The organism is Ensifer sp. (assembly GCF_031989085.1).
Classification (GTDB): domain Bacteria; phylum Pseudomonadota; class Alphaproteobacteria; order Rhizobiales; family Rhizobiaceae; genus Ensifer.
Map to the genome: position 1 here is coordinate 1,218,724 of NZ_DALZXU010000001.1, position 13,166 is coordinate 1,231,889.

Sequence of the window (13,166 nt, forward strand, 5' to 3'; positions counted from 1 at the left end):
AAGAACACAATACATTACGGATATTTCACTTTCTGATCGTTATCCGTTAGGCTACAGCGCTGGTGTCTTCATCAATGACATGGGCAACCCATGACGTCCTCCCTCTCGGAACGTGCAGCCAACGATGATCAGCAGATCGAGGCAGGGTGGATGCCTTTCCTGCGTCGCAACCGACGCTATCTGCAGGCGCTTGCAACCTTGCTGGTCATCGGCCTCTTCGGCCTGGCGATCTTCCACCTGACCTCGGAAGTGCAGTACGACGACGTGGTCAAGGCGCTTGCCGACACCAGCTGGACCGCCATCGCTGCGGCTGTTTTCTTCACGGCCTTGAGCTTTTTGGCACTGACCTTCTACGACGTCGGCGCGCTCGACTATGTCAGGCGCAAGCTGCCCTATGCCGACGTCGCCTTGACGGCGGCTTGCGCCTATGCGGTCGGCAACACCGCCGGCTTCGGCGCCTTGAGCGGCGGCGCCATCCGCTACCGGTCCTATTCGCGCCTCGGCATCGAGCCGGAGAACATCGCGCGCATCATCGCCTTCGTCACCTTGGCCTTCGGCCTCGGGCTTCTGACGGTCACCTGCCTGAGCCTGCTCGCCGTCGGTGAATATGTCGCGCCCCTGACGGGGCTCGACCCGTTCTGGCTGCGCATGATCGCCGTCGCCATTCTCGGCACCGTCTTGGCCATCTTCGTCAAGGGCCGAGACGGGCATGAGGTGACCATCGGACGCTTTGCGCTGCGCATGCCGGATTCGCGCACGTCCTCGCGCCAGTTCCTGGTCACCGCGCTGGATCTGGCAGCGTCGGCAACGGTGCTTTACGTGCTGCTTCCGGCGGGCACCATCGGCTGGCCGGCCTTTCTGGCGATCTATTCGCTCGCCGTCGGCATCGCTGTCCTCAGTCACGTGCCGGCCGGTCTCGGCGTCTTCGAAACGATCATCATCGCCACGCTCGGCCATAACACTGACATCGACACGATCCTTGGCGCCCTGGTTCTCTACCGCGTCATCTATCACGTGCTGCCGCTTCTGATCGCGATTGCCGTCGTCATCGGTATCGAACTGCGGCAACTGTCCGGCCATCCCGTCGCCTCCAGCGTGCGCCGCATCGGCGGCCGCATCACGCCGCTTCTTCTGGCAACGCTCGGCATCGTCCTGGCGATCATGCTGGTGCTGTCGAGCGTGACGCCGACGCCGGACGAAAACCTAGCCTTTCTCGAAGGGCTGCTGCCGCTGCCGATCGTCGAGGGCGCGCATTTTCTGGCGAGCCTGCTCGGCCTTGCGCTCGTCATCGTCTCGCGCGGCCTCGCCCTCAGGCTCGATGGTGCCTGGTGGGCGTCTGTCGTCATCGGTGTCGCTGCATTGCTGCTTTCGCTGATCAAGGCGGTCGCAGTCGTCGAGGCCGGCATGCTTGCCTTCTTCCTCGTCGGCCTTCTTGTCAGCCGCCGGCTGTTCGTGCGGCCGGCCTCGCTCTTCGGCCAGGCGTTGACGCTGCCGTGGCTGACGGCGCTGGGCGTCATCTGCCTTGGCGGGCTCGTCGTCCTCCTGTTCGTCTATCGCGATGTCGATTACAGCCATGAACTCTGGTGGCAGTTCGAGTTTTCCGCCGAGGCCCCCCGCGGCCTGCGTGCACTGCTCGGCGTGACGATCGGCGCCAGCGCCATCGCCATCTGGAGCCTGATGCGGCCGGCGGCTGCGAGTGCTGAGCCGGCAAGTGACGACGCCATGCAGCGGGCACTGGCCATCGTCGAGGCGCAGGACATGTCCGATGCCAATCTGGTGCGCATGGGTGACAAGAGCCTGATGTTCTCCGCCGACGGCCGCGCTTTCATCATGTATGGCCAGAGGGCCCGCTCGTGGATCGCGCTGTTCGATCCGGTGGGGCCGGTCGATGCCTGGCCGGAGTTGATTTGGCAATTCATCGAGACGGCCCGCGCCAGCGGTTGCCGTGCGGTGTTCTACCAGGTCTCGCCGCTGGGGCTTGCCTACTACGCCGATGCGGGGCTGCGCGCCTTCAGGCTTGGCGAACTTGCCCATGTCGACCTCGCGCGGTTCGAGATGAAGGGCGGAAAATGGGCCAACCTTCGCCAGCAGGTCAGCCGCGCCCAACGTGACGGGCTCGAATTCAGGATGGTTGCGGCCCAGGACGTTCCCGCGATCATCGACGAGCTGACGGCGATTTCCGATGCCTGGCTTGCCCATCACAATGCCAAGGAGAAGGGTTTTTCCCTTGGAGCCTTCGATCCCGAATACCTGGTCGAACAGCCTGTCGCGGTTTTGACCTATGAGGGCCGCATCGTCGCCTTTGCCAACATCCTGGTGACGGCGACGAAGCAGGAAGGCACCGTGGATCTCATGCGCTTTGCGCCTGACGCTCCCAAGGGATCGATGGATTTTCTCTTTGCCCAGGTGATGGAACATCTGAAGGCCGAAGGGTACCGTAGCTTCAATCTCGGCATGGCGCCGCTCTCGGGCATGTCGTCGCGCCAGATCGCTCCGGTCTGGGACCGGGCGGGTCGAACCTTCTTCGAACACGGGGAGCGCTTTTACAACTTCAAGGGCCTTCGCGCCTTCAAGTCGAAGTTCCACCCGCACTGGCAGCCACGTTATCTCGTGGCGAGTGGCGGCATCAATCCGATCCTTGCCCTGATGGATGCGACATTCCTGATCGGCGGCGGCCTCAGGGGAGTGATGAAGAAATGATGCGTATCCGTAAAGTCTTGAAGTCAGTCGCAGGCGCACTCCTGGTGGCAACCATGGCGGTTGCTCCGGGCATGGCGCAGGACAAGCCGGCAGCCTACGATACGGGCATGATACCGTCTCCGCACATCCTTCTTCCAAACGACACGGCGTCCGCCCTCGTCGTGCTCCTGTCCGGCGCGGATGGGTGGGGCGACAGGGAGGACACGGTCGCGCGTGCGCTGGTTGACGACAAGGCTGCCGTCATCGGCATCGATCTCAAGGCCTATCTTGCCTCGCTCGCCAGGGACGATGGCGACTGCATCTACATGGTTTCGGATATCGAGGCGCTGAGCCAGCAGGTGCAGCGCGCGCTGAGAAGCGATGCCTATCTTCCGCCGATCGTTGCCGGCGTCGGAGCGGGTGGCGCCATGGCGCTGGCGATCGCGGCGCAGACCCCTGCCGCGACCATCGGCCAGACACTCGCGGTCGATCCGGAAGAAGGCATCACGCTGCAAAAGCAGCTCTGCACGCCGGCCGAGAAAACCCGCAAGGGCGACCGCATGGTCTACGGTCTGACGGACGGTGCCTTGCCTGACCCGATTTGCGTCGTCTTTACGCCAGCGGCATCCGACGACGGTCGCAGCCATGTGGCGGCCCTCATCGAGAAACACGCCGATATCACCCAGGAAGACAGCGACGACGACGCCTACGATGCATTGACCAGCCATCTGACCGACCTGATTGACAGCGAGGCTGCATCCGACAACCCGTTCGGCCTACCCCTGACCGTGCTCGATACCAAGCCGACGCGCGACACGATGGCGGTGATCTATTCCGGCGACGGTGGCTGGCGCGACATCGACAAGCAGGTCGGCGACGTCTTGCAGCAGCAGGGCGTGCCGGTCGTCGGCATCGATTCGCTGCGCTATTTCTGGTCCGAACGCGATCCGCAGGCGACTTCAGACGATCTCGCCAAGGTGATGGACTATTATCGCAAGCGCTGGAATGTCCGGAACGTCTTGCTGATCGGCTATTCCTTCGGTGCCGACATCCTGCCGCGCACGTTCAATCTGCTCCCGCCGGCCGAACGCGCGCGGGTACGGCAGGTGACGCTGATGGCGCTGTCGCATCAGGTCGACTACAAGATTTCGGTTCTTGGCTGGCTCGGTGCAGCCGGGCAGGGCAATGGCGGCGATCCGATAGACGACATCAAGCGCATCGATCCCACCCTGGTGCAATGCATCCATGGCACGGAGGAAGAGGACGATGCCTGCCCTGATCTGAAGGGCACGGGTGTCGATGTCGTCGCCATCGAAGGCGGCCACCATTTCGACGAGGATTATCCGGCGCTGACCCGGCGCGTGCTCGACGCACTCGACCGGCGGCTGGCTTCGGCGAAATAGTTGGCCCTCAGGCCGCCGGCGAGATCAACGTCGAGGACGCGGGCGCGGGGTCGGTGTTTTCGGTGACGACCCTTCCGCCTTCCATGCGAACCTTGCCTTCGGCCAGGAGCCGCAGCGCCATCGGATAGGTACGGTGCTCGACCGTCAGCACGCGGGCGGCCAGCGTGTCGGCGGTGTCACCGTCGACGACGGGAACGACGGCCTGCGCGACGATCGGGCCCTCATCCATGCCTTCGGTGACGAAATGCACGGTGCAGCCCGCCACCTTCATGCCGGCGTCGATGGCGCGCTGGTGGGTGTGGAGGCCGGGAAAGAGCGGCAGAAGCGACGGGTGGATGTTGATGATCCGGCCTTCGTGGCGCTTGATGAAGGTCGCCGACAACAGTCGCATGTAGCCCGCAAGGCAGATGATGTCGGGCGATAGCCGATCGAGCTCTACAAGGATCGCCGCTTCGTGCGCATCCTTGCTCTCGAAATCCTTGCGCAGGAACGAGCGGGTCGGAATGCCGAGCGCTTCAGCCTTGGCAAGGCCACCGGCATCCGCCTTGTCGGCGATCACGGCAATGATCTCGGCCGGAAAATCGGGCTCTGCTGCGGCTTTCGCGAGCGAGAGCATGTTGGAGCCGCCGCCTGAAATGAAGACGACGACCTTTTTCCGGACTGCCGCCCCGTCGTTCCTCATAGAGCGAGGCTGCCCTTGTAGATCGTGCCATGGGCGCCCTCGGCGCGGGCGACCATGCGACCGAGCGTGAAGACGGTTTCGCCTTCTGCCTCGAGCACGGCTGCCACGTCCTTGGCCTTTTCGGCCGGCACGACGGCGATCATGCCGACGCCGCAGTTGAAGGTCCGCAGCATTTCGTTGGCGGCGACGCCACCGGTCTGTGCGAGCCAGGAGAAGACCTTCGGCGCCTTGATGGCATCAAGGTCGATTTCAGCGGCAAGGTGCTTGGGCAGCACGCGCGGAATGTTCTCGGGGAAGCCGCCGCCGGTGATATGCGCAAGCGCCTTGATCGAGCCGGTTTCGCGGATCGCCTTCAAGAGCGGCTTCACATAGATGCGGGTCGGCGTCATCAGGAGGTCTGCAAGCGTGCCTTCGCCGAAGGGGGCGGGCGCGTCCCAGGCAAGACCGGACAAAGCGACGATCTTGCGCACGAGGGAATAGCCGTTGGAATGAACGCCCGACGAGGCGAGGCCGAGAATGACATCGCCTTCGCCGATATCGCCGGCCGGCAGCAATTGCCCGCGCTCGGCAGCGCCGACGGCAAAGCCGGCAAGGTCGTAGTCGCCGCCAGAATACATGCCCGGCATTTCCGCGGTTTCACCGCCGATCAGCGCGCAACCGGATTGGCGGCAGCCGTCGGCGATGCCGGCAACGATCGCGGCGCCCTGATCGGGGTCGAGCTTGCCGGTTGCAAAATAGTCGAGGAAGAACAGCGGTTCGGCGCCCTGGACGACCAGGTCGTTGACGCACATGGCCACGAGGTCGATACCGACGGTGTCGTGCTTGTTGGCGTCGATCGCAATCTTGAGCTTGGTGCCGACGCCGTCATTGGCGGCGACGAGCACGGGGTCGGTAAAGCCGGCCGCCTTGAGGTCGAAGAGCCCGCCGAAGCCGCCGATCTCGCCATCGGCACCCGGGCGCCGGGTCGAGCGCACATGCGGCTTGATCTTTTCCACCATCAGATTGCCGGCATCGATATCCACGCCTGCATCACTATAGGTGAGGCCGTTCTTTCCCGACTGGCTCATGCTGGTTCTCCAAGGCTGGTCGTGCGACAGGTATTTTGCGGATGCGAATTGCACGGCGGGCAAGGGAGTGCAAGCCGACAGCCGTCCTTCTCCGCCATTTTTCACCATTTTGCCCATATCCCACCGGCAAGAAGGGAGCGAAAGGTGCAATTTGTCGGGCTCGGAAGCGCGCGGACTTGACCGTCGCGGCATGGGGCCCCTATCTCCTCAAACAGATGATGATGCGGCAAAGGCATGCTCTGCGTGCTACAGGGAACACAATGGACATAAAGGTCAGCGGTTCGGGACTTCAGCGCCAGGTGATTTTCTGGCTGCTTGTGCTTGCCGCCTTCATCGCCTTCCTGATGGTTTTCAGCTCGATCCTGCTGCCGTTCCTTGCGGGCATGGCGCTTGCCTATTTCCTCGATCCGATCGCCGACCGCCTCGAGCGCCTCGGCCTCAGCCGGCTGATGGCGACGGTGGTCATTCTCATCGGCTTCGTGGTGATCTTTGCCCTGTCGCTGATGATCATCATCCCCGTGATCTTCACGCAAGCCGCCGACTTCATCCAGAAGATGCCAGGCTATATCTCCAAGCTGCAGGCGCTGTTGACCGACAGCCAGTCGACCCTGTTGCCCGACTGGCTCGCCGAGCAGATGACGGCGATCAAGCAGAATTCGGCCAAGCTCCTCGAGCAGGGCGCCAGCTTCCTCGGCACGCTGTTCCAGCAGCTGTGGAATTCCGGCATGGCGCTGCTCGACATCCTGTCGCTGTTCGTCATCACGCCCGTTGTCGCCTTCTACCTGCTGCTCGACTGGGACCGGATGGTCGACCGGGTTGATAGCTGGGTGCCACGTGACTACGTCGGCGTGGTGCGCCAGATTGCGCAGGACATGAATTCGACGATTGCCGGCTTCGTGCGTGGCCAGGGTTCGCTCTGCATCATCCTCGGCCTTTACTATGGCATCGGGCTGTCTCTTGTCGGCCTCAATTTCGGGCTGCTGATCGGCCTCTTTGCCGGCATGATCAGCTTCATCCCCTATGTCGGCTCGATGGTCGGCCTGGTGTTGGCGGTTGGTGTCGCATTGGTCCAGTTCTGGCCGGATTATCTCTGGATCGGTGCCGTCGCTGCCATCTTCTTCAGCGGCCAGTTCCTGGAGGGCAACATCCTGCAGCCGAAGCTGGTGGGCAAGAGCGTCGGCCTGCATCCGGTCTGGCTGATGTTCGCGCTTCTCGCCTTCGGTGCCCTCTTCGGTTTCGTCGGGCTTCTGGTCGCCGTTCCGGCCGCCGCTGCCATCGGCGTCCTTGTTCGCTTCGGCATCCAGCGATACCTTGATAGCGATCTCTACCATGGACATGGGAAGGTCGCGGTGAAGAAGACAAAGGGCAATCAGCCCGGCTGATCTCAATCAGGCCGACTGATCGTCCCATCCTTGTCCCGAGTACAGCATGACAAAACGTCCCTTCGAACAATTGCCCCTGGCATTCGACCACGACCCGGCGACGGGTCGCGAAGATCTTCTCGTTTCCGATCGCCTGAGCGCGGCGATCGCGATCGTCGACCATTGGCCCGACTGGCCATCGCCGGTCGTTATTATCGCCGGCCCCGTCGGCTCCGGAAAATCGCATCTCGCCAGCATCTGGAAGGAGAGGGCGGGCGCACGCGCGATCCATCCCGTCGCCGACACAGATGCGGCGCTGATGGCGGCGCAGGGCCCCGTTCTGTTTGAGGACGCCGACCGGCAGGGGTTTGACGACACGACGCTGTTTCACGTCATCAACAGCGTCCGTCAGCATGGCACCGGTCTGCTGATGACCTCACGGCTCTGGCCGATGTCCTGGCCGGTCACGCTGCCGGATCTTCGTTCGCGTCTCAAGGCGGCGACCGTCGTCGAGATCGGCGAGCCCGACGACGAACTGCTGACGCAGGTGCTGATCAAGCTGTTCTCCGATCGCCAGCTTTTCATCGACGAGAGGCTGGTCGGTTACATCGTCCAGCGCATGGAACGCTCGCTCGGGGCGGCCCAGACGATCGTCGAGCGCATCGACCGGCTGGCGCTTGCCCGCGGCGTCAGGCTGACCCGCTCGCTGGCCGCCGAAGTCCTGGAAGAGCTTGGAAATCAACGCCATTCCGATTGACTGTCACAGTTCCGTCGTCAAACTGTTATAGTTCCTGCCTGCGGCGAAATGGGGTCTGATCGGTAATGGATAATGCGACGTCGGCGGTGAACGAAAACAAACAGACGACGGAGGATGTCGACCTGCTCACAAGTCCGGAGCGGTTCATCAATCGTGAATTTTCCTGGCTGCAGTTCAATCGCCGCGTGCTCGAGGAAACGCTTAATACGGCGCATCCGCTGTTGGAGCGTGTCCGTTTCCTGTCGATTTCCGCCGCCAATCTCGACGAATTCTTCATGGTGCGCGTCGCCGGCCTCGAGGGTCAGGTGCGCCAGGGCCTCGCCATGCGCTCGCCCGACGGCAAGACGCCGGCCGAACAGCTCGAGGATATCCTGAAGGAGATCGACAACCTGCAGATGGAGCAGCAGGCATCGCTCGCCGTGCTGCAGCAGTATCTCGCCAAGGAAGACATCCTGATCGTCCGCCCGGCGTCGCTATCGGCGCAGGACAAGAGCTGGCTTGCCAACGAATTCGACCAGTCGATCTTTCCGGTGCTGACGCCGTTGTCGATCGATCCGGCCCATCCGTTCCCGTTCATTCCCAATCTCGGTTTCTCGATGGGCCTCCAGCTCGTCAGCAAGACCGGCCGCGAGCCGATGACCGCGCTGTTGCGCCTGCCGGTCGCACTCGACCGCTTCATCCGTCTGCCCGATGTCAAGAACGTCATCCGCTACATCACGCTCGAAGACATGGTCAGCCAGTTCATCGACCGGCTGTTCCCGGGCTATGAAGTCCGGGGCTCCGGCACGTTCCGCATCATTCGTGACAGTGATATCGAAGTCGAGGAAGAGGCCGAAGATCTGGTGCGCTTCTTCGAGACGGCGCTGAAGCGCCGGCGCCGCGGCTCGGTGATCCGCATCGAGCTGGATTCGGAAATGCCGGCCTCGCTGCGACAGTTCGTCGTTCAGGAACTGAGTGTCCCGGAAAACCGCGTCGCCGTGCTGCCGGGTCTTCTGGCGCTGAACACGCTGTCGGAAATCACCAAGGCACCGCGCGACGACTTGCGCTTCGAACCCTACAACCCGCGCTTCCCCGAGCGCGTGCGCGAGCATGCGGGCGATTGTTTCGCCGCGATCCGCGAAAAGGACATGGTGGTCCACCACCCCTACGAATCCTTCGACGTGGTGGTGCAGTTCCTGCTGCAGGCGGCGCGCGACCCGGAAGTGGTGGCGATCAAGCAGACGCTCTACCGCACCTCCAATGACAGCCCGATCGTGCGCGCGCTGGTCGATGCCGCCGAGGCCGGAAAGTCCGTGACGGCGCTGGTCGAACTGAAGGCCCGCTTTGACGAAGAGGCCAATATCCGCTGGGCGCGCGACCTGGAGCGCGCCGGCGTGCAGGTTGTCTTCGGCTTCATCGAACTCAAGACCCACGCCAAGATGTCGATGGTGGTGCGTCGCGAGGAGGGGCGGCTGCGCACCTATTGCCATCTGGGCACCGGCAACTACCACCCGGTTACCGCGAAGATCTACACCGACCTCTCGTTCTTCACCTGCAACCCGGTCATCGCCCACGACATGGCGAACATCTTCAATTTCATTACCGGCTATGGCGAGCCGGAGGCCGGGATGAAGCTGGCGGTCTCGCCGCATACGCTGCGCCCTCGCATTCTCAAGCATGTCGAGGAAGAAATCGAGCACGCCAAGGCCGGTCGCCCGGCGGCGATCTGGATGAAGATGAACTCGCTCGTCGATCCCGAGATCATCGATGCGCTCTACAAGGCAAGCCGCGCCGGTGTTGAAATCGACCTGGTGGTGCGTGGCATCTGCTGCTTGCGGCCGCAGGTTCCGGGCCTTTCCGACAACATTCGTGTCAAGTCCATCGTCGGCAGATTCCTCGAACATTCCCGCATATTCTGCTTTGGCAACGGTTACGGCCTTCCATCCGAGAATGCGCTTGTCTATATCGGCTCGGCGGATATGATGCCGCGAAATCTGGACCGGCGGGTTGAGACGCTCGTGCCTCTTATCAACCGGACTGTGCACGAACAGGTTCTTTCGCAGATCATGCTGGGTAATCTCATAGACAACCAGCAGAGCTATGAAATTCTTCCCGACGGCACGTCTCGCCGGATGGAAGTCGGCAAGGATGCCGAACCGTTCAATGCGCAGCATTATTTCATGACCAATCCCAGCCTCTCCGGCCGGGGTGAGGCCCTGAAGTCCAGTGCACCGAAGCTGATCGCCGGCTGGAAGAGCAGCTGGAACAAGTAAACTGGTTTTGCATGGTCGAATCTGAAGCGCAGGGGCGTTTGCCCGGCATCCGCCCGGTTTCCGTTGTGGATATCGGCTCGAACTCTATTCGCCTTGTCGTCTACGAGGGCTTGAGCCGCGCCCCGGCCATGCTCTTCAACGAGAAGGTTATGTGCGGTCTCGGCAAGGGCATCGATGCCACCGGACGCATGGACGAGGAGAGTGTCGAACGGGCGCTCAGGGCGTTGCACCGTTTTCATGCTCTTTCGCAGCAGGCGCGCGCCACCTCCATGTATGTGCTCGCGACCGCGGCCGCGCGCGAAGCGAGCAACGGTCCGGCCTTCATCGCCAAGGCCGAAGCCATTCTCGGCCACAAGGTGCGCATTCTGACTGGCGAAGAGGAAGCGTATTTCTCGGCGATGGGCATCGTCAGCGGTTACCACGATCCCGATGGCGTGGTGGGCGACCTTGGTGGCGGCTCGCTGGAACTGGTCGAAGTGAGCGGGACAAAGATCGGCAAGGGGATCACCTTGCCGCTCGGGGGTATCCGTCTCTTCGAGCACAGCGGCGGCTCGCTGCCGAAAGCCCGCACCTGGGTGCGCAAGTTCATGAAAAGCTCGCCGGTGCTGAAGACCGGTACAGGCCGAACCTTTTATGCCGTTGGCGGCACCTGGCGCTCGATCGCCAAGCTGCACATGGAGATCCGCAATTATCCGCTGCACATGATGCAGGGTTACGAGATTTCCTATGACGAGGCGATGGCGCTTCTGCCGGAGGTGATCGAGCCGAAGAATATCAAGCCGTCGGCCTATGCGACCATCTCCAAGAGCCGCCGCAGCCTGCTTCCGTTCGGTGCGATCGCGATGCAGGAGGCCCTCTCGATCATGAAGCCGGAGCGGATCTCGTTTTCGGCACTCGGCGTTCGCGAAGGCTATCTCTTTTCTCTTCTGAGCGAGAACGAACGGGCGCAGGATCCGCTGCTGACGGCCGCCGGCGAGATCGCGATCCTTCGCGCGCGTTCGCCCGAGCATGCCCGCGAGCTTGCCGACTGGACCGGCCGCATGGTACCGTTTTTCGGCGTCGAGGAAACCGAAGAGGAAAGCCGCTACCGCCAGGCGGCCTGCCTGCTGGCCGATATCAGCTGGCGCGCCCATCCGGACTATCGCGGCCTTCAGGCGCTGAACATCATAGCCCACTCGACATTTTCCGGCATCACCCATGCGGGGCGGGCCTATATCGCGCTTGCCAATTACTATCGCTTTGAAGGTCTGAACGACGATGGCGCCACCGGTGCCTTGACCGGCATCACCACACCACGGCTGCTGGAACTGGCCAAGCTGCTCGGCGGGCTGCTGCGTGTCGCCTATCTGTTCTCGGCATCGATGCCGGGTGTGGCGAAGAACCTGACGTTCCGCAGGTCGTCCCTGCCGGATATCGACCTGGAGATCGTCGTGCCTACGGCCTATTCGGAATTTGCCGGCGAGCGCCTCGACGGCCGCCTGCAACAGCTCGGCAAACTCACCGGCAGACGACTGGCATTCCACTTCGAGAGCTGACCGGCAATGAACGTCTAAGAAAGGGCGCGCGGAGCAAAATCTGCGCGCCCTTTCTTGTTATTCGGCGTTCAGGAAGTCGCCGACTTCGAGCAGCACGAACTCGTTGTCGTCAGCCTTGTCGAGTGCGCGGCCGGCCGAGAACGGCAGGTTGTTGTCGTTGCCGACGATGATGTGCGTGGCATCGACGCGATCGACGTTTTCGATCGTCACGAACGGCATGTCGTAATAGCCGTCGCCGCCACCCTGGCGCTTCCTGTTGTCAGGGTCTGCGATTTTCAGGAGGTCGATGTAGCCGATCTTGCGCACGGCCTTGCCGACATTGCTGTCGTCGAAAGCGATCTTGTAGACGCGCTTCACCTTCGAACCGACGGCAAAGCAATCGGGCTTGGGATCCTTCGGATCGGCGCAGGCCTTGTCCAGCGTGCCGGCACCGTTGTCGCGTTCGATGACCAGGGCCGTCTTGTCGTCGAGCATGTTGAAGTCGCCGATTGCCTCGCCGCCTTCGGCCAGTGGATAGAGCCAGCTGCGGCCCGTCCATGCCTTGGTTGCGACATCGAGCTCGATGACACGCAATGCCGGACGGCCATCGGCCTGTTCCACGGTTTCGCTGTCGGTCCAGATCGGACCTTCAAGCATGCCGTAGAGCCTGGTCCCGTCCTTCGACAGCGCCATGCCCTCGTAGCCGCCGGAGCGCTTCAGGTTGAAGGCAGGCGTCTTCTTCGAGGGGTCGCCCTGGAGCGTCAGGGTCGGGTTGTCGGGAGACATCACGGGCTTGCCGTCGACAACCGTCGCGATAACGTCAGTCAGCTTTCCGTCGACATCGAACTTCAGGATGTAGGGACCGAACTCCTCGCCGACCCAGAAGCCGTCGGCGACAGGCTGGATCGATTCGACGTCGAAATCGGCACCGGTCAGGTAGCGCTTGTCGGAACCTTCCATGACGATCGGGAAGGGAGCCTTGCGGTCCGGGTCCGTCAGGAACACCGTCTTCAGCGCCTCGACCTTGCCGGCGTCCCAGTCCATCTTGACGTGGTGCAGCATCAGCATGGCATCGGTGGAGTTCAACTTGCTGCCGAAGCCGTTATCGGAAAGGCTCCAGAACGTGCCGTCTTCCATGGCCTTGATGCCGGAGAAGCCCTGCATCGGCTGGCCGTTGAACGGTAGCGAAAGACCGGTCGGGCGCACGCCGTCCTTGCCGGGCACGGTGCCGAGCGCGTCCGCGCGCTTGCGGTCGGCGGTGGTGAACTTGCCGGATGTCTTCAGATAGTCCGGTGCGTCGGACGGTGCGGCCAGGATGGTGTTCGCCGGCAGGATCGCGTGTGCCTTCAGGGTTGCGGGAAAGGCCTTTTCCTCAGCCAGGACGGTCGTCGTCATCAAAAGGGTGAGCGCCGCAGTGGCGAGAAGCGTTTTGGTCATGAAAGTCACCATGG

The 13,166-nt window shown here is 62.6% G+C and carries 9 protein-coding genes; 6 read left to right on the forward strand and 3 right to left on the reverse strand.

Features of this window, described 5'->3' with window-relative positions:
- Positions 1-90 precede the first annotated feature (90 nt).
- Together mprF and RTP54_RS05930 are read left to right on the forward strand one after the other, a co-directional pair.
- Entirely contained in the window at positions 91-2,700 is a 2,610-nt protein-coding gene (mprF, locus tag RTP54_RS05925) for a bifunctional lysylphosphatidylglycerol flippase/synthetase MprF (RefSeq protein WP_312361529.1), read from the forward strand.
- Positions 2,697-4,082, forward strand: coding sequence for an AcvB/VirJ family lysyl-phosphatidylglycerol hydrolase (locus RTP54_RS05930; protein WP_312361531.1), 1,386 nt, complete (start codon positions 2,697-2,699; stop codon positions 4,080-4,082). The genes mprF and RTP54_RS05930 overlap by 4 nt, the downstream gene beginning before the upstream one ends.
- A gap of 7 nt (positions 4,083-4,089) precedes the next feature.
- On the opposite strand, the gene purN is transcribed toward RTP54_RS05930, so the two are convergent.
- Positions 4,090-4,764: a phosphoribosylglycinamide formyltransferase gene (gene purN, locus RTP54_RS05935; protein WP_112809996.1), complete on the reverse strand. Its 675-nt coding sequence runs from the start codon at positions 4,762-4,764 to the stop codon at positions 4,090-4,092.
- Complete coding sequence (purM, locus tag RTP54_RS05940; RefSeq protein WP_112809995.1) at positions 4,761-5,831, reverse strand: phosphoribosylformylglycinamidine cyclo-ligase; 1,071 nt, start codon at positions 5,829-5,831, stop codon at positions 4,761-4,763. The genes purN and purM overlap by 4 nt, the downstream gene beginning before the upstream one ends.
- 260 nt (positions 5,832-6,091) lie before the next feature.
- On the opposite strand from purM, the gene RTP54_RS05945 reads away from it, so the two are divergent.
- From RTP54_RS05945 to ppx, 4 genes are all read left to right on the forward strand, one after another.
- Complete coding sequence (locus RTP54_RS05945; RefSeq protein ID WP_112809994.1) at positions 6,092-7,213, forward strand: AI-2E family transporter; 1,122 nt, start codon at positions 6,092-6,094, stop codon at positions 7,211-7,213.
- A 46-nt stretch (positions 7,214-7,259) separates the two neighbouring features.
- Complete coding sequence (gene hdaA / locus RTP54_RS05950; RefSeq protein ID WP_312361535.1) at positions 7,260-7,949, forward strand: DnaA regulatory inactivator HdaA; 690 nt, start codon at positions 7,260-7,262, stop codon at positions 7,947-7,949.
- Between the two features lie 65 nt (positions 7,950-8,014).
- A complete protein-coding gene (locus RTP54_RS05955) occupies positions 8,015-10,201 on the forward strand; it encodes an RNA degradosome polyphosphate kinase (RefSeq protein ID WP_112818431.1) in 2,187 nt (728 codons plus the stop codon).
- Between the two features lie 11 nt (positions 10,202-10,212).
- On the forward strand, positions 10,213-11,736 hold the full coding sequence (gene ppx / locus RTP54_RS05960) for an exopolyphosphatase (protein ID WP_112809991.1): 1,524 nt from the start codon (positions 10,213-10,215) through the stop codon (positions 11,734-11,736).
- Between the two features lie 57 nt (positions 11,737-11,793).
- Here the strand turns inward: ppx and RTP54_RS05965 are convergent, their stop codons facing one another.
- On the reverse strand, positions 11,794-13,152 hold the full coding sequence (locus RTP54_RS05965; protein ID WP_312361537.1) for an esterase-like activity of phytase family protein: 1,359 nt from the start codon (positions 13,150-13,152) through the stop codon (positions 11,794-11,796).
- Between the last annotated feature and the right edge of the window lie 14 nt (positions 13,153-13,166).